General features: G+C 62.9%; 18 protein-coding genes. 13 read left to right on the forward strand and 5 right to left on the reverse strand.

Translation table 11 applies throughout. From position 1 onward, the window contains the following. The first annotated feature begins 65 nt into the window (after positions 1 to 65). The 5 genes from EJ070_RS24515 to EJ070_RS24535 all read left to right on the forward strand — a co-directional run bounded on the left by EJ070_RS24515 (position 66) and on the right by EJ070_RS24535 (position 4,497). The gene (locus EJ070_RS24515; RefSeq protein WP_126093653.1) at positions 66 to 1,172 is read left to right on the forward strand and encodes an IS5 family transposase; all 1,107 of its coding nucleotides are present in this window, start codon (positions 66 to 68) and stop codon (positions 1,170 to 1,172) included. Beyond that, positions 1,169 to 1,495 carry a hypothetical protein gene (locus tag EJ070_RS24520; protein WP_126093654.1) on the forward strand — a complete coding sequence of 109 codons (327 nt, stop codon included), beginning with the start codon at positions 1,169 to 1,171 and terminating at the stop codon, positions 1,493 to 1,495. Before EJ070_RS24515 ends, EJ070_RS24520 begins: the two co-directional genes overlap by 4 nt. A gap of 55 nt (positions 1,496 to 1,550) precedes the next feature. Continuing rightward, entirely contained in the window at positions 1,551 to 2,336 is a 786-nt protein-coding gene (locus EJ070_RS24525) for a phosphodiester glycosidase family protein (protein WP_126093655.1), read from the forward strand. A gap of 152 nt (positions 2,337 to 2,488) precedes the next feature. Next, entirely contained in the window at positions 2,489 to 3,628 is a 1,140-nt protein-coding gene (locus tag EJ070_RS24530; protein ID WP_126093656.1) for a GH25 family lysozyme, read from the forward strand. Positions 3,629 to 3,960: 332 nt separating this feature from the next. Then, on the forward strand, positions 3,961 to 4,497 hold the full coding sequence (locus tag EJ070_RS24535; RefSeq protein WP_126093657.1) for a DUF2314 domain-containing protein: 537 nt from the start codon (positions 3,961 to 3,963) through the stop codon (positions 4,495 to 4,497). 21 nt (positions 4,498 to 4,518) lie between these two features. Here the strand turns inward: EJ070_RS24535 and EJ070_RS24540 are convergent, their stop codons facing one another. Continuing rightward, positions 4,519 to 4,971 carry a pyridoxamine 5'-phosphate oxidase family protein gene (locus tag EJ070_RS24540; protein ID WP_126093658.1) on the reverse strand — a complete coding sequence of 151 codons (453 nt, stop codon included), beginning with the start codon at positions 4,969 to 4,971 and terminating at the stop codon, positions 4,519 to 4,521. Positions 4,972 to 5,314: 343 nt separating this feature from the next. On the opposite strand from EJ070_RS24540, the gene EJ070_RS24545 reads away from it, so the two are divergent. Next, complete coding sequence (locus tag EJ070_RS24545) at positions 5,315 to 5,785, forward strand: YbhB/YbcL family Raf kinase inhibitor-like protein (protein ID WP_126093659.1); 471 nt, start codon at positions 5,315 to 5,317, stop codon at positions 5,783 to 5,785. A gap of 341 nt (positions 5,786 to 6,126) precedes the next feature. Here EJ070_RS24545 and EJ070_RS24550 read toward each other — a convergent pair whose 3' ends face one another. The 4 genes from EJ070_RS24550 to EJ070_RS24565 all read right to left on the reverse strand — a co-directional run bounded on the left by EJ070_RS24550 (position 6,127) and on the right by EJ070_RS24565 (position 9,845). Continuing rightward, complete coding sequence (locus EJ070_RS24550) at positions 6,127 to 7,023, reverse strand: complex I NDUFA9 subunit family protein (protein WP_245464663.1); 897 nt, start codon at positions 7,021 to 7,023, stop codon at positions 6,127 to 6,129. Positions 7,024 to 7,343: 320 nt separating this feature from the next. Next, positions 7,344 to 7,574 carry a hypothetical protein gene (locus EJ070_RS24555; protein ID WP_126089822.1) on the reverse strand — a complete coding sequence of 77 codons (231 nt, stop codon included), beginning with the start codon at positions 7,572 to 7,574 and terminating at the stop codon, positions 7,344 to 7,346. Between the two features lie 168 nt (positions 7,575 to 7,742). Next, on the reverse strand, positions 7,743 to 9,047 hold the full coding sequence (locus EJ070_RS24560) for an IS4 family transposase (protein WP_126093661.1): 1,305 nt from the start codon (positions 9,045 to 9,047) through the stop codon (positions 7,743 to 7,745). A 426-nt stretch (positions 9,048 to 9,473) separates the two neighbouring features. Continuing rightward, positions 9,474 to 9,845 carry a VOC family protein gene (locus EJ070_RS24565; protein WP_126093662.1) on the reverse strand — a complete coding sequence of 124 codons (372 nt, stop codon included), beginning with the start codon at positions 9,843 to 9,845 and terminating at the stop codon, positions 9,474 to 9,476. Positions 9,846 to 10,406: 561 nt separating this feature from the next. On the opposite strand from EJ070_RS24565, the gene EJ070_RS24570 reads away from it, so the two are divergent. The 7 genes from EJ070_RS24570 (at position 10,407) to EJ070_RS24600 (ending at position 16,824) form a co-directional block, all read left to right on the forward strand. Continuing rightward, a complete protein-coding gene (locus EJ070_RS24570) occupies positions 10,407 to 11,312 on the forward strand; it encodes a site-specific integrase (RefSeq protein WP_126093663.1) in 906 nt (301 codons plus the stop codon). Between the two features lie 4 nt (positions 11,313 to 11,316). Then, positions 11,317 to 12,510 carry an IS91 family transposase gene (locus EJ070_RS24575; protein WP_126093664.1) on the forward strand — a complete coding sequence of 398 codons (1,194 nt, stop codon included), beginning with the start codon at positions 11,317 to 11,319 and terminating at the stop codon, positions 12,508 to 12,510. Between the two features lie 578 nt (positions 12,511 to 13,088). Continuing rightward, the gene (locus EJ070_RS24580) at positions 13,089 to 14,045 is read left to right on the forward strand and encodes an AraC family transcriptional regulator (protein WP_126093665.1); all 957 of its coding nucleotides are present in this window, start codon (positions 13,089 to 13,091) and stop codon (positions 14,043 to 14,045) included. 128 nt (positions 14,046 to 14,173) lie between these two features. Further along, entirely contained in the window at positions 14,174 to 14,881 is a 708-nt protein-coding gene (locus EJ070_RS24585) for a nitroreductase family protein (RefSeq protein ID WP_245464664.1), read from the forward strand. 34 nt (positions 14,882 to 14,915) lie between these two features. Further along, positions 14,916 to 15,461 (forward strand): peroxidase-related enzyme, encoded by a 546-nt coding sequence (locus EJ070_RS24590; protein WP_126093666.1) that lies wholly within the window; start codon positions 14,916 to 14,918, stop codon positions 15,459 to 15,461. Between the two features lie 43 nt (positions 15,462 to 15,504). Continuing rightward, entirely contained in the window at positions 15,505 to 16,212 is a 708-nt protein-coding gene (locus EJ070_RS24595) for an NAD(P)H-dependent oxidoreductase (RefSeq protein ID WP_126093667.1), read from the forward strand. Positions 16,213 to 16,290: 78 nt separating this feature from the next. Further along, complete coding sequence (locus EJ070_RS24600; protein ID WP_245464962.1) at positions 16,291 to 16,824, forward strand: DUF3788 domain-containing protein; 534 nt, start codon at positions 16,291 to 16,293, stop codon at positions 16,822 to 16,824. Positions 16,825 to 16,844: the final 20 nt, after the last annotated feature.

The following is a 16,844-nucleotide window of genomic DNA, read 5'->3' on the forward strand; positions in this document are numbered from 1 at the left end:
AAGAAGTACTGGCGCGGTTGTTTGGAGCGTGATTCACTGCTCCCCGAACGATTTGGGGACGGTGAATGCGCGGATTGGACGAACGGTCGGGCTCGCTGTTTTCCTATGTCGACCTCGAGGCGCGGGTTCGGCGGGATCATCCGCTTCGGGTGATACGGGAGATCGTGAACGCGGCTCTCGTAGGGATGGACAGCGATTTTGCGGTGCTTTATCCGCCCGGGCTCGGCCGGCCCTCGATCGCGCCGGAGCGTTTGCTGCGTGCGATGCTGTTGCAGGCCTTCTACGGCATTCGCTCGGAACGTCAGTTGATGGAGCGGATGGAGTTCGATCTTCTGTTCCGCTGGTTCGTGGGGCTCGGCGTTGACGAGCCGGCCTGGGATCATTCGAGCTTCACCAAGAACCGGGATCGGCTGTTGGAAGGTGAGATCGCGGCAAAGTTTCTGCGCGCGGTGCTGGCGCAGCCAAGGGTGAAGCGGCTGTTGTCGTCGGATCACTTCTCGGTGGATGGGACGATGATCGAAGCCTGGGCCTCGATCAAGAGCTTCCGCCGCAAGGACGGCGGCGACAACGATCCGGATGGCGCTGGCCGCAACGCCGAGCGCGGCTTCCACAAGGAGAAGCGCTCCAACGATACCCACCAGAGCACGAGCGATCCGCAGGCGCGGCTTTACAAGAAGGGCGACGGTCAGCCAGCGAAGCTGTGCTACATGGGCCATGCGCTGATGGAGAACCGCCACGGGCTGGTCGTGGATGGCGGCGTCACCCAGGCCACGGGCAAAGCCGAGCGCGAGGCTGCGCTTGCCATGTTGAAACGCCGGCCATCGCGGCGGCGCATCACGCTTGGGGCCGACAAGGCCTATGACGTACGCCAGTTCGTCAAGGATCTGCGCGAGCACAACGTCACGCCGCACATCGCCGTCGACGGCCATCTGAGCAAAACCGGCAAGCCTCGCGTAACGGCCATCGATGGCCGCACGAAGCGCCATCCGGGCTATGAAGCCAGCCAGCGCTGCCGCAAGCGGATCGAAGAGGTGTTCGGCTGGATCAAGTCATCGGCCGGCATGGCCAAGGTCAAGCTGCGAGGATGCGCCCGTGTGGGCGCGGCCTTCACCCTGAACCTGGCGGCCTACAATCTGGTCCGCTTGCCCAAGCTGCTGGCGGTACAGCCATGAGCCTCGCCGGCCGTTGGCGGATCGTCGCGATGCCCGACTATGTCGAGGACTATCGCGACATGATGGAGCCCGCTTACATCGAGTTCGCGGCCAGCGGCTCCGGCGAATTCGCCTTCGGCTGCGTCACCGGGCAGATCTTCGGCGGAGCGGATGGAAATCATGTCGCCTTCTCCTGGCAAGGCAACGATGAAATGGACGAAGCCCAAGGCGACGGCTGGGCCGAAATCCAACCAGACGGCTCCATCATGGGCCAAATCTGCTTTCACAACGGCGACGAAGCCGACTTCACCGCCCGAAAGTGGACTTCTTCAACAGCCTGTTAGAGCCGTTCACCGAATCCGCTATACCGGCACCTGAACCTTCGCTTCGGGTGTGCTGATGGATCTTGCGACGCTGCTGCAATCGGTGCCCTTGCTGGCTACGCTGGTGAAAGCGGCGCTGCCGGCCGCAGTCGGCGCGGGCATGGGTCTTGGCCAATGGCTGGCGGCGTTGCCGCCTTGCCGCAACCTGACCTTCGAAACAGCCAGCTATCTCGTCTGCGAGGCCGATCCGAAGCATTATTCGATCGAATTGTTCTGGAGGGACCCGGGCGGCAAGCTCTACCAGTCGCTGCACAATCTTCGAAGCGCCCAACAGGCTGCGGGGCGCACCATGCTCTTCGGCATCAATGCCGGCATGTATCATCCCGATCTCGCGCCGGTTGGGCTCTACGTCGAGCGAGGGCAGCAGATCACCTCGGCGAAGATCGGATCGGGCACCGGCAATTTCTCGATGCAGCCGAACGGCATCTTCTATCTCAGCGGCAACAAGGCCGGCGTTCGCGCGACGAAGGATTATCTGAAGCGTCCGCCGCGGGTGGATTACGCAACCCAGTCCGGGCCGATGCTGGTCATCGACGGCAAGCTGCATCCGAAATTCCAGGCCGACAGCCCCTCGCGAAAAATCCGCGACGGCGTCGGCGTGCGCGCCGACGGCGTCGCCGTCTTCGCAATCTCGGATGACGTCGTGACCTTCCATGAATTCGCCCGGCTGTTCCGCGACAAGCTCGGCTGCGCGAACGCGCTGTTCCTCGACGGCTCGATATCGAGCCTCTATGCGCCGGCAATAGGCCGCAACGACGATTTCTGGAATCTCGGACCGATGATCGGCGTGTTCAGGCGCTAGCCGAGAACCGCGTCCGACGCCGGCCGCGAATCGCCCGGCCGGACCAAAAGTAAATTTTGATTCAAACTTTGTTGGTAATTTCTCATTAGGAATGGGGCTTCCGGCGGCGCTGTTCCTGCCCTCGGTCTGTTTTGTTTTGCGTACAGGTCAAGATGCGGATTTTTGGCGTCGTCAGTTTCGTGCTCGCATCGCTTGGCCTTGCCGGCTGTTCCTCGACGGCGGGCGTCGATGCCTTGCAGATACCGTCCAGCGAGACGACGAGTTCGGTTGTCAGACCCAGCGCCCCTGTGACCAAGGCCATCAGGACGGCTGAAACCGAGACAACCGTCGAGACCATGTCGATGTCCGGCGCCGCGCGTATGAGGCCGCCGGCGCCGGTGCTTGAGGCGGACAATGCGCGAACCGACGACGAGACTTCGCGTCCTGACGGCGAGACTTCGCGTCCCTTCGGCCTGGCCGAGGAAGAGACGGTGGCGTTTCCCGCGCAGGACCTGCCGGACAGCGTCGAGCCGCCGGTCCAGGAGGCGGCGCTCGTCTCGCCGCCGAAGCGGCTGTCGCGCGCGGCACCCGCCATGCTGGCGAGCCCGGTCACCCGCTATGCTTTCCGCGATGCCAAGCCGATCAATTTCGGCCGCTCCTCGCCTCGTCATCTCGCCGTTCACGGCGTCGACGTCTCGCGCTGGCAGGGCAACATCAATTGGCAGAAGCTTCGCGCGCAGGGCGCCAACTTCGCCTACATCAAGGCGACCGACGGCGGCGACCATCTCGATCCGATGTTCATGAAGAACTGGCGCAATGCCGACGCCGCCGGGCTGAAGCGCGGCGCCTATCATTTCTTCTACTGGTGCCGCACCGCCGGCGAGCAGGCCGACTGGTTCATCCGCAACGTGCCGAGGGCCGAAGGCGCGCTGCCGCCCGTCATCGACGTCGAGTGGAACGGTGAGTCCTCCTGCAGGCGCAGGCCTTCGCGTGAAACGGTGCTGGAGAAGATGCAGGTGTTCATGGACAAGCTGGAGCGCTATTACGGCCAGCGGCCCATCATCTATACCAGCCCTGATTTCTATCGCGACAATCTGCGCGGCGCCTTCCCGGATTATCCGTTCTGGCTGCGCGCGGTCGCCGCGCACCCGTCAAAGGTCTATCCCGGCCGCAAGTGGCTGTTCTGGCAGTATTCCGGCTCCGGCCTGTCACGCGGAGTGAGCGGCCGCATCGACCTCAACGTCTTTCACGGCGACGAGCGGCAGTGGCGCAACTGGCTGGACGGCGGGCAGATGGTCGCCGACGCGGATTGATCCGCTTTCGAACCTCTGTGCACGCGGTCGCGGCCGCGATTCTGCGTATGTCGCGTAGGCCAGCACGCCCATGAAGATCGCGAAATAGGCCAGGACGACGGCGAGGACGATCAGGGTCTCGGTGGGCACATCCAGTCTCCTTGAATAAACAGCCAAGGAGACTGCAGGAAGAGCCGCGATGCGTTGACCTGGATCAAGCGATTTGCCGTTTTATTTGGCCGGCGCATCGGCGGCAATTTCAGCATTTCGCTAACCACCCGCTCACCCTGTCCCTTGGCGGTGCGGCAACCGCCTTCCGGTAACGTATCCGTGATCGGGTTTTGGAGGGGTCGATGCGCAGTCCAGTCGTGGCAATCGTTTTCGCAGCCGCTGTCGGCTACGGGTTCTTCAACACGCCCGGCCACAGCAACAAGCCGATCGCCATCCCTGAGGCCGCGCCCGGCGCCTCGCCGACGGCGCCGCGTCCGGTGAAGGAAAACGTCGTCGCCTACTATACCGGCGACAAAGCGATGCAGAACGCCAAGGCCAAGGGCCATTCGACGCTGCCGCGCTTCCATGCGCTGATGGCGGCCGGCACACCGGGCACCTACACGGTGAAATTCCCGCTGACCCAGAACGGCGCCACCGAGCATATCTGGCTGCAGCTTGTGGGTTACAGCGGCGGCCACTTCGTCGGCCTGCTTGCCGACAAGCCGGTCAACGGCAACCAGTACAAGATGGGCGACCGCATGACGGTGGCCGAGGTGGACGTCGAGGACTGGATGATCCGCAACGGCGGCGACGTCTATGGCGGCTACACGGTCCGCCAGGCGCTCGCCGACATGCCGAAGGAAAAGGCCGCGAAATACGGGATCACGTTCAAGGATTGAGGGGCGAACGTTGGGTGCCGCTCAGACGGTGACAAGATCCGTGTGGCCAAAGCCTTTCGAGTAATCGAGCACGGAAATCACCGAAGGCACCACGCGGAAGATGCGCACCTCGTCCGGCGTCGGCATCGGGCCCGGGAGCGAGGTTTGCGGCGGATATTTCATCGGCAGCATCCGCAGAACCTTCTCGGCCTCGGCCTTGTCGGTGACCGGCTGCGCGCGCGCCGCCATGGAAAGTCCGGTAATCTCCATCACTTGCGGCGCGTCGTGGTCGATGGTCAGGGACACGCGATCGTCCCGCGCGATGTTCGCCGCCTTCTGGCTGTCCAGACCGCAGAGGAAGTAGAGGGTGAGGCCTTCGTTGACGTAGCCGACCGTCGTGGCCTGCGGCCAACCGTCCGGCCTCAGCGTTGCAACGGTCATGACCCGATGCTGATCCAAGAGCGTCTGGATCTTGGTTTTGATCTCCTTGTCCATCATCGCCTCCAAAATTAATTATGAAGGCGGCCATAGTACGCATCATGGATAGCTTGGCTTTGACGTGCATCAACGCATGAGCGGCAACGCGCCCCTGGCGGCGATGTTCGACAGGACGAACACATGCCGCCACTCGCTGGCGCTGCGGAACGATCCGGCGCGGCATTCGTTGGATGATCGGCCAGGGACGTCGTGCGGCTAGGCAGACGCTCTCCGAAAATCAGGCGAATGACCGAACCGCACGTGTTGTCCAGCCGGAAGAGGACCTTGGCTGCGATCGAAGCCGGTCCGTGGGTCGTCGCGGGGCGTGGGCCTTGCGGCATCAAAAGCGGAAGGGACCAACATGCCACTGACACTGACAAGTCCGGCGTTCGCCGACGGCGATCCCATCCCCGAGCGTTTTGCCCGCGATGGTGAAAATATCTCCCCGCCTCTGAAATGGTCTGGGATCCCTGACGGGACCAGGAGTCTGGTTCTCGTCGTGGACGACCCCGATGCACCACGCGGGACGTTCGGCCACTGGGCGGTGTTCAACATTTCGCCCGACGTCGAGCAACTTGCCGAAGGGGAAGACGGGAAGCCGGGAACCGAAGCGCTCCAGCAGGGGAAGAACGACTTCGGCAACGCCTCCTACGATGGCCCGGCCCCGCCGGTCGGGCACGGAGTTCACCACTATCATTTCCGGCTGGCGGCTCTTGATGTGCCGAGCCTCGGCATTCCAGGCCAGACCGGAGTCAAGGAAATCTGGAAGGAGGCCCGGCGCCACGCCATTGAGGCGGCGGAACTCGTGGGCACGTACGAACATTCCGCCTGAGTGGCGAAGGCCTTTTGCGGTCAGGCAGCGCCGGCCGCATCACTCGGGAGCCCGCAATGAACAATCCGAACAATCCCGAACCGATGCCGGGCGATCCCAATCCTGAGCCTTCCCGGCCTCCTGCTCCGCCGGAAAACCCGCCCGGAGAACCACCAGGCGTTCCTCCGCCTTCACCCGATCCCATCCCGGGACCGGGAAGGGGACCTCCAGATATCCCGCCGGACGTGCCACCTGAGATTCCGCCGGAGGAGCCGACATTTCCCAGGCCGACGGCAGAAGAGTTCCGCGCGTAGCGGTGGCGTTGAAGCGCGTCGCGACGAAACGGATTCAGGCGACGCGCTTTACGTCCTTGTTTTGATGCCGCTTCCTTCGATCATGCGGATGACCTGCTCGATGTCCCGTGGCTCGATGCCGAGTTCCGGCAGCCCCGGCATGCCGCCTGTCGTCACGTTGTCCTGGCGCATGAGATCGACCTGGTTGCGCGTGAAAGGCGGCGTCGGGAGAAATTCCGCCACTCCCGCCAGGGCGCTCCAGGCGATGAACGGCATAGGCACCAGGATCGGATGAGCGCCGAACCTTCGGGCGATTTCGCGAACCAGCTCCCGGTAACGCAAAATGCGAGGACCGCCGACCTCGAACGTAGACACATCCTGGCTAGGATCGGCGAGCAAGCGGCTCACCGCTTCGGCGACGTCGCCGACATAGACGGGCTGAAGCCGCGTAGCTCCCTGGCCGAACAGCGGATAGACGGGCAGCAGCCGGACCAGCCGAACAAGCGTCGTGAGAAAAGCGTCGTCCGGTCCGATCATGACGGCCGAGCGCAAGACAATCGTGTCGGGAAACGAGTTCCTGACCGCGTCCTCCCCGCGCCCGCGTGCCTTGATATACCTTGATGTGGATCGCGGATCTGCGCCTATCCCCGAGATATGGACGAGCCGTTCGACCCCGGCTTGCCGCGCGGCGCTCGCCAAATCGGCTGCCGCCGTCACGTGCATCCTTTCGAACGTCAAGCCGCCATGCTCGACATAGAGGCTGACCGCGTTCACCACCGCGTCTGATCCGGCAATTGCCGGGCCGATCGATGATCTGTCCAGAATATCCGCTTTGACCTGTTCGGGCGCTTTCGCTTCCGAGCCGGTTACCCGCCGCGCTTGGCGGGACACTGCCCGCACTTCAAAGCCCTTGTCCAGCAGCCGCTCGACGATACTGCGGCCGAGGAATCCGGTCCCACCGAACACAGCTACCTTCATCGATGCTCCTCGCGCGTCGCCTCTAAAGCCCGTCGCGATTTTTCAGATTTGCTCCATGCGCTTTAGGTTTCTGGTTTGACGCATATGTCCCGAAACTGGTTCCCACTTTCGGGAGACATACTTTAAGGCGCGCCCGCCACGGCGCCGACGAAAGCCTGGCGAGTGCCAGCAGGTCGATGTTGCCGTTTGCAGTAAGGCGATCTCCGTCCAATTCGATCCGCAGTCTCGAAGGATCGGATTCCGATTGACGCTCAAGCTCCAAGGCGGTTGCCTCGCGAACCTCCTCTTGCTCCGCAGACATGTCCAAATCAGATCGCTGGAACCCATTTCCAGAACACGCCTTCCATCCTCTCGGGATAGTATTTGAATTCGCATTCGAACCGTCGTCCGTAGCTGGCAGCGGCAGCAAGCGCTGCCTTGCTGACGGGCCGCATGCCCGTTCCCGGCGCGAACCAGTCCTCCAGCAGATCGTCGGGCACATAGGCGCCGATCCTCAGCGGCAGTTGCTGCAGGACGACGTCCATTTCCTTCGGCGGCACCGCGTTCATTCGCTTCCGGCTCCTCGCGGGTGCGGTGAATGTGAAGTTCCTGCGATTCCACGCACTAGTGAACTGCGTTCTCGGTCCGGAGTTCCATGAGAACCGGCCGGAAACCGCTTCTTCCCTTCTCCCCTTGTGGGCTAGCGTGCGCACACATTTGCTTCGGGCTCATTTTTGCGAGGCCAGAACGAAGCCGTCTGTGATGGCGTTGAAGCGTCTGAGGCCGTGGTTGAAGGTGATGGGCCCTGGCGGGCGTTCCTTTTCGTAGCCGTTCCAGCCTCCGAGCCTGGCGATACACCAGGCGGCCCAGGCGAGCGTGTGCATGGGGTGCGGGTTCTTCTGCTTTTGGGTCTTGCCTTCGAGCTTGGCGATGAGCACTTCCAGGACGGTGATCTCGGTGGGATCGAAGAGGTGTGCGGCCTGGAAGCGCTGGCCCGGCGAACCACGCCCGTGTACGAGTTGCATGACCTTGGTGGCGACGACCAGAGCGGTGGCGGCCAGACGTTCGAGTGCATCGCCGTCGGCGATGAGACTTTCCTCCAGATCGATGGCCTGCGACTTCACGGTCCGAAACAGCTGTTCGACGCTCCAACGCGAGCGATACAGGTCGACGATGCGGCAGGCATCGGCGAGCGTTTCGACGCTGTGGGTGGTCAACAGCCGCCAGATCACCGCGTCCTTGGCCGAAGGTGGATCGATCTCACGCACTTCCACCATGTTGAGCGTGAGTTCGCGCGGATCGCGGCTGTCGGCGCCAAGGCGGGGCTGGCGCAAGCTCACCGCGGTGAAGCGAACGGCCAGTTCGACGGTGCGGGCCGGCCGGCCGGGTCGGGCCTGCAGTTCGAAGGCAATGCGGCCGGCTTCCGGCGTCTTGGCGATCGCGCCGAACAGGCGCTCGCCCCGCGTGCCCAAGGCCCGATCCCGTACAGCGCGGATGAGCACATGGGTGCGCTCGTCGGGCAGCCTTGCAAACACTTCGTAGATGTCGGCCTCGCGGTCGCCGATCACCGTCATCTGCGGCGCGTCGGTCAGCGCCTGGCATGCCGCCTTGGCGGTGCCGATCCACTTGTGGCTTTCCTTGGCTTCGATCGGCAGCGCCTGGTAGTCATCCGCCTTCTCTGCCTCGCGCCGCCAGATCGTGGCGCCTGCAAGGCCAAGGACCGAGCCGTCCACGGCATCCACGGCCAACGCCGGATGCACGAACAGCCCGATATCGGTGCCATTGCCGACACGACCGAGGCCGCGCTTGCGCGAAGCCTTGGCTTCATAGTTGATCTCGCTGCTGTCCTCGATGATCAGCACGTGGCGGCCGGCGGCCAGTTCGGCGGTTCGCGCCGCCGCCGTGCGGATGATCTCTTGCGTGCTCACGTGGCGATTGCGAAACAGGCGTGTGAATGCGACCTTCTCGGCGCGCGTGTCGGCCAGCCGGCGCATGCCCGTGCTGACACGCGCAAACATGCGCTCCAGAACCATGCTCCCCTTTTTTGCAGGCGCAGGTCGCCGAAGTAGCCAAGCAACGAAGCCATCGTCAAAACCTCCAGAATCAACAATGGCGGCTACAGAATCACATACAATTCAACCGCTTCAAGCCATTTTCCGACGGCGCCTCTTCACGCTTGACCACAGCACGAAGCAAATGTGTGCGCACGCTAGCCCCTTGTGGGGGAAGGTGGCCGCGAAGCGGCCGGATGAGGGGTGCTCCAGCTTGGCGATATGCTCGAAATCGCCGCAGTCTCACTCCGTCCAACACCCCTCATCCGTCTTGGCGCTGCGCGCCAATCCACCACCCGGCCCGTCGCAGGCTCCGTGCGTTCGAAGCTCGAAAAGCCAAGCAGTTGGCTTTTCGCCCGCTACGCGGACCGCTTCTCACCCCACAAGGGGAGAAGGAGAGGGCGCGCGCTACGCCTCGCTGATCATCGCCTCGATGTTGTACCCATCGGGGTCGAGCACGAAGCAGGCGTAGTAATTTTCCGCATAGTTCGGGCGCGGGCCGGGCGCGCCATTGTCCGCGGCACCCGCCTCGAGCGCTGCCCGATGGAAAGCATTGACCTCTGCCTTGCTCTTCAGCCGGAAGGCGACATGCAGATGAGTGAGCGGCGGCTTCTCGCCGGTGCGCTGGATCTCGAACAGGCAGCCATTGCCGACATCGAAAGCCCAGAACACGCCTTCCTTGCCGAAGGAGAGACGATACCCCAAGGGCGCAAAAGCCTTTTCGTAGAAGAGCTTGCTCTTATCGAGGTGGCTCACTTCGATGGTGATGTGGTCGAGCATGATGGGGCTCGCTGGTCGTCTAAGCAAATCGGCCCGATCTTGCGATCGGGCCGATAATGTCGTTGCGTCTAGTGATCCCACACTCAAAGTTGTGGCTCTGCTCCTCTGGAAGCCATTGAAATCATTGGATGATTTTTTAGGAAGAAATTCCACACCCAAAGTTGTGACTCTCCCAGACGCAAAGTTGTAACCTTGAGTGTCTCGGGAAGGTTTTTCGGGCGCGGTTTTCGCCCTTCAAGAGTGTCGTCGGCTTTCGGCCGGGGAAGTGTACCTCTGGCGCAGATGCTCATCGCCCGAAAGACAGAGCCGACTATGCCTTGCTTTCAGTCAGCCTTCCGGGTTGCGATCGTTGCACGGCGTTTAATTGGATCCGTCGGCAAAGGTCGCCTTCGCCCTAAGGCCGACATGTTCCAGGGCGCGCGAATGGCAGCCTTGCGCCACATGCACGAACCCGCTTCGCGGGAGGGGCGCCTCGTTCTGAGATGGCGCGACAGGCATTGGTCTTGAGCAGGTAGAAGCTGCGATCTGACCATGGAGTTCCTTCAACGATAGGAACTTGCCATGGATACTCTGTCGACCGATGCACCGATCACGCCACTTCGCCAGCGCATGCAGCAAGACATGCTCATGCGGGGCTTGGGCCGCCATACCCAGCAGGACTACGTTCGTCACGTCCGGCGCTTCGCAGCCTTCCTCCGACGCTCTCCCGATACTGCGACGCCCGAGGACATCCGTCGCTTCCAGTTGTATCAGCATGAGAGCGGCATCGGGCCTGCGACCATCAACGGCGCGGTCTCGGCGTTGCGGTTCCTGTTCCTGGTGACGCTGAAGCGGCGGGATCTGGCACGTGTGCTGGTGATCATGCGCCATCCACGCAAGCTGCCGGACGTGCTGAGCGTGGAGGAAGCGGCGCGGCTGCTCGAAGCAGCACCTGGCATCAAATACAAGGCCGCGCTCGGTGTCGCCTATGGCGCGGGCCTGCGCGTGTCGGAGGTCGCGCACCTCAAGGTCGATGATATCGACTCTACACGCATGTTGATCCGCGTCGAACAGGGTAAAGGGCGCAAGGATCGCAACGCCATGCTCTCGCCGCAACTCTTGGAACTGCTGCGGCTGTGGTGGCGCGAAGGCAGGCGTCGCGGGGTGATGCTTCCGCATGGCTGGCTGTTCCCGGGGCGCAGTTGCACCGATCCGATCTCGTCGCGGCAACTCCATCGCGCGGTTCAGGAAGCCGCCGAAGTCGCCGGCATCCGCAAGCGCGTCAGCCCGCATACGCTGCGGCACAGCTTCGCCACCCACCTGCTCGAGCAGGATGTCGACATCCGCGTCATCCAGGTGCTGCTCGGGCACAGCAAGCTCGAAACGACAGCGCTCTACACCAAGGTCTCGACCCGGACGATCCACGCGGTCGCAGGGCCGCTCGACCGGCTGATGGCGCTGATGGAGGATAAGTCGCCTCCCGGCTGAACCGGTGCGCGCGGACCTGGAGGTTGCCGACATCTTCCGTGCTGCTGGGCCCGCCTACCGGGCCGCCCATGCAGGGCACCTGAGCCAGCAGCATCTCAAGGTGATGTCAGCGATCGAGAACTGCCGCACCGCAGCCCTTGGCGGTCACGTCGAGGCCTGCGAGGACTGCGGCCAGTGGCGCATCGCCTACAACAGCTGCCGCAACCGGCACTGTCCCAGGTGCCAGGGCGCGGCGGCGCGGACCTGGCTCGCCGAGCGGGAAGCCGACCTGCTGCCGGTCGGCTACTTCCACGTCGTCTTCACGCTGCCGGCCGAGGTCGCCGACCTCGCCTTCCAGAACAAGGCGCTGGTCTACGACCTGCTGTTTCGTGCGGCGTCGGAGACGATGCTGACGATAGCAGCGGACCCCCAGCATCTCGGCGCGCGCATCGGCATCACTGCCGTGCTCCACACATGGGGCTCGGCAATGACGCACCATCCCCACGTCCACATGATCGTGCCGGGCGGTGGCATCGCGCTCGACGGGACGCGCTGGGTCTCGTCGCGCTCGGCCTTCCTTCTTCCGGTGCGCGTGCTCGGCAAGCTCTTCCGCCGCCTGTTCCTCACCCGGCTGATCGCGCTTCACGATGCTGGGCGGCTCGCCTTCTTCGGATCGATGGTCCATCTCGCCGAGCGACGGGCCTTCCTGCACTATCTCTCGCCGGTCCGGAAGAAGCGCTGGGTGGTCTACGCCAAGGCGCCGTTCGCCGGGCCGGAGGCAGTGCTCGCCTATCTGTCGCGCTACACGCACCGGGTCGCGATCTCGAACCGCCGTCTGATCGCCTTCGAAGAGGCTGGCGTCACCTTCCGCTACAAGGACTATCGCCGCGACGGCGCCGACCGGCAGCAGGTCATGACGCTCGCCACCGACGAGTTCATCCGCCGCTTCCTGCTCCATGTCCTGCCGCGCGGCTTCCATCGCATCCGCCACTATGGCTTGCTTGCAGGCGGCTCTCGCAAAACGAGCCTCGCGCTCGCCCGCCAACTGCTTGCGGCCGCGCCTGCCATCACGAACGATCCGCCGGCGGAACCGGACGACTTCCGCCCGCCGTGCCGGTGCTGCGGCGGACGCATGATCGTCATCGAGGTGTTCAAGCGCTGCAGACAGCCGCGCGGACCGCCGGGCGCACGGACGACGAACCGGGAGACCGCCCCATGACCCGGCATGGCCCGTTTGGCTACACGACCGCGCTGCGTCGGCGCTGGTCAACGGAAACACATGTGCGCTTCGCTGTGGCGCCGGTCTCCCGGCACCCAAACCCCACCGTCGTTATCGTGACAGGCTCCCCGACCTGGCCGGAAAGCTGCTTCCTCAACGCGCCGACAGCACCGCGCGCGGACGTTCGCGACAGCCGCTGGCACACCTCGAAACACAAATCCCCATAGCTCACCGCCCGCTGCCCGCGGGTTCCTGCATGAGAGGCTTTCGTACGCCTGACGGCACCCGAAACCCTTCAGCATTTCGGTCATTCAAGTCACCTCGGCGATTTCCTGAAAGCTGTCGATCCGCTGGGCGGCCCTGTCGACTCCCGATCGTTCCGATGCGTAACGAAACCCCGATAGAGTCGATAGCCGGACGTTATGGTGGCGTCTGATACGGGCCCCTTGTTTCCATCGCAGCTCGCTCACGATCTAGGCGCGGTTGGAGCCAGGTTTGGAAACGTGAGGGACAAGGACAAGTAGAACCGACGCACAATTGCGATAAGATATTTCACCGTTTCCGGTTTCCGAGGTCAAATGTCTGAAGTGGACTGGCTTAGCCATCTCTTGCAAATCATCACCGTTAGCGGCCAGCTCGAGGTCCGCTGCGCCTACGGTGCGCCGTGGCGTGTCGCCTGGGGTCGAGCGGCGGCGAACGAGATCCCGTATCACGTCATAGTCAATGGTCGGGCCATTCTCGAGGATCCGGAGTCGAAAACGACGCGGGAGCTGGTGACCGGAGATATCGTGCTGCTCCCCCATGGTGCGCCGCATGTGCTGCACGATGGTAGCGGGCAAACACCAATCCGGACGCACGAAAGCGTGGGCTCCGCCGGATGGATGCTGAGCGAGAACGACAGCCAGGGCGAGCAACTGGATCTGCTGTGTGGGCGATTTTTCGTCGCGCCGCCTCATGACCGGCTGATCCGCAACTACCTGCCCACAAATCTAGTGGCGCGGGCAACGGACGGCCATGCGGAAGAAGGCATCGGGTCCGCTTCCAATCAACTTGCCGGTCTTGTCGGGCTGATGCGAATGGAGTCAGCCGGCGACCGAGCCGGAGGACGCGCCATTCTCAACGCGCTTTCATCGGCCATGTTCACATTGGTCCTGCGCGCGGCGAGCCAATCGGGGAAGGCCCCGGAGGGCTTGTTGGCCCTGGCCGGCCATCCGCGCCTTGCTCCAGCCATGGCCGCGATGTTCGCCAATCCGGCACGGGCTTGGAAGCTGCCCGATCTGGCCGATTTGTGCGGCATGTCACGAGCCACGTTCATGCGCCAGTTTCAGGATAAGCTGGGTCGCTCCGCCCTCGATTTGTTGACTGATCTCCGCATGAGTCTGGCCGCAAACGAGTTGAAGAAGCCAGCGATCAGCACCGAGGCCGTGGCCGAGACAGTTGGGTATCAATCCGTTTCGGCATTCCGGCATGTCTTCGCCGAAAGGATGGGGATGACGCCGGGGGAGTGGCGGCGGCTGGCGCACAAGAGCAGGTAAGACGCGGTCTGGGATCTGGAAGGCGCAGTTTGATCCTTTCGCGCATCATATTGAGCTGATTCAGTCTCGAATTTATCACTCCTGCCCGTAAATTGGCTTCCGTAATCACTTGATAAGGGAGCCATCCAATGAACTGCACCAGCGTTGCCATCACCGGAATCGCGACCCGCATAGCCGCCGAAATCTTCGGGGAGACCGGGAAGAGCGAAAACGCTTTCGCGACCAACGCCGTCATCGAAACCATCCTGAGTCGCAGCGCCGCCAAGTATTACGACGCTACCGCCACCCTGAGCGACGACCAGATCCGCGACCTGGTGCGTATCGGCACGTCCGCGCCAACCTCCTTCCACCTGCAGAACTGGCGCTTCATCGCCGTACGCTCGCCTGAAGCCAAGGCAAGGCTGCGTCCGATCGCCTGGAATCAGCCCGCGATCACCGACGCCGCGGTGACCTTCATCATCATCGGCCAGCTGGCCGATGCCAGCACCGTCCCCGACCGCCTGGCACCCGTGGTGGAAGCAGGCATCATGCCGGCGCGTCTGGTGCCGGACTGGGAAATCCCCGCTCGCGGTCTGTATGACAACCAGCCGCAGCGCCAGCGCGACGAAGCCGTGCGCTCCGCGACCTTCGGCGCCGCGGCGATCATCTACGCGGCCCGTTCGCTGGGCCTGGGTTCGACGCCGATGATCGGCTTCGACGCCGAGGACGTGCACAGCGAGTTCGGCCTGGCCGAAGACGAAGTGCCGGTCATGCTGCTGACCGTCGGGCCGGAGCGAGCTGGCAACTGGCCGCAGAAGCCGCGCATGCCCGTGGCCGATGTCCTGGACTTTGCATAATTCCCAATTATTTCAGAACCTTATGGAGACTACGATGGCAAGAACTGCTGTTCTGATGCCGGAACAGGTGCCGGCCGAATCCAAACCGACCATCGACGCTTTCAGCAGGAATATCGGTTTCACACCCAATATGATGGCGGCCTTCGCTCAGAGCCCGATCGCGTTCAACGCTTGGGCCACTCTGCTCGGCTCGCTGAGCAAGGCTCTGGACGTGAAGACGCGTGACAGCATCGGCCTCGCGGTCTCCGAGGTGAACGGTTGCAATTATTGCCTCACGGTTCACAGCTTCACGGCCGAACATATGGCCAAGTTGCCGGCGGATGACGTCATTCTCGCTCGCAAGGGTCATGCCAAGGACCCGAAGCGGGACGCGGCTCTCCAGTTCGCGCGCAAAGTCATCGAGACCCGGGGGCACGTCATTGATGCCGACCTGCAAGCGGTCCGCGACGTTGGCTACACGGATGCGAACATCATCGAGATCGTCGCATTGGTGGCGATGTATTCCCTGACCAACTTCTTCAACAACGTGTTCGATCACGAGAAGGACTTTCCCGCCGTGATACCGGCCGGCTCGATCTGAGCTCGGTCCTCTCGCAACCTCGTGAACCCATTGGAACAATCACATGAACATTCTTCATATCGATGTCAGTCCGCGACAAGAATCGCATAGCCGCCGGCTTTCGGCGGCGATCGTCGAAAGGCTCCTCAAGGTTATGCCCGGGGCGAACATCAGTCGACGTGATTTGGGAGCGGATCCGTTGCCCCACACCGCGGCCGACTACGCATTTGCGTTGTCGACGCCGGCCACGTTGGCGGTACCTCCAAACGGCGCTGTGGATGTTTCCGAGGCGCTCATTCGGGAAGTCGAGACGGCCGATGTGATTGTCATCGGAACGCCGATGTACAACTCCACCATTCCCTCGATCCTCAAGGCCTGGATCGATCAAATCCTGCGCGTCGGTCGCACGATGAAGTCGACACCGGTCGGAAAGGTGGGAATGCTCCGGGATCGTCCGGTGTTTATCGGTGTCGCTTCCGGTGGCGTTTTCTCCGGCGAGCGAGCGAACCAACCCGATTTTCTCACGCCGTATCTCTCGCTGGCGTTGAACTCCATTGGGCTGAAGACCCTGCAATTCCCCTCGGTGCAGGCCACCGCGTTTCTTGACGGGGACAAGGCCGCGTTGGCGAGAGAGAAGGCCTTGGCGGCGATCGATCTGACCGTCGTGCGAGAGCTTCGAGGCGTCGATGGTTGGCCTGCATTGCTCGCAAGCGCCGGTGGACCATATCGCGATGCACACCCTGCTCTGGGGAGGGTCGCAGCAGCATTCTGAGGGCGCGCCCGCAAACTCTTGGCACGCCCGCGTCTGAACCCTCTGGCGTCCGCCGGACTATAAGCACGAGGTCTTTTGATGATGTCACCTACGAGAGCAATAGCCGCGGATGGCGGCACGCCTCCCCAAATCGGCGACAGGATCACCGATAAATCAGCACCGCCCGATGACGGCGCCGTCCGCGAATGGATCGGACCGGAGGCGTTCGAGCGTTGGGCCGGGCTGCGGAACTGGATCGACGAATCCTACCCCGGAGTTTTTACGCCGGACTGGCTCTACGGCGGCAAGAACCGCGGTTGGTCCTTGCGCTACAAGAAGACCAAGGCGCTCTGCACCTTGGTGCCGGAATACCGGCGGTTTTCGGCTGTCGTGGTCATGGGCGGAGCAGAACGAGAGAAGTTTGAGCAGCGGCGTTATGTCTGGCGCCCGCAATTGGTCAAGCTCTACGATGAAGCCAAAACATACATCGACGGAAAATGGCTGACGATTGCCGTCTCATCGGCAGATGAGTTGAACGATGTGACGGAGCTTCTGACGATGAAGCGCCCGCCATCGCCGGCATCACGCAGCGATTCAACATCAAGTCCGTCGCGCAAGGTGCCGAACCGATAGCCAACTGCGTGAGAGATCGA

This window comes from Mesorhizobium sp. M1E.F.Ca.ET.045.02.1.1, assembly GCF_003952485.1.
In the GTDB taxonomy this organism is placed as follows: Bacteria; Pseudomonadota; Alphaproteobacteria; order Rhizobiales; family Rhizobiaceae; genus Mesorhizobium.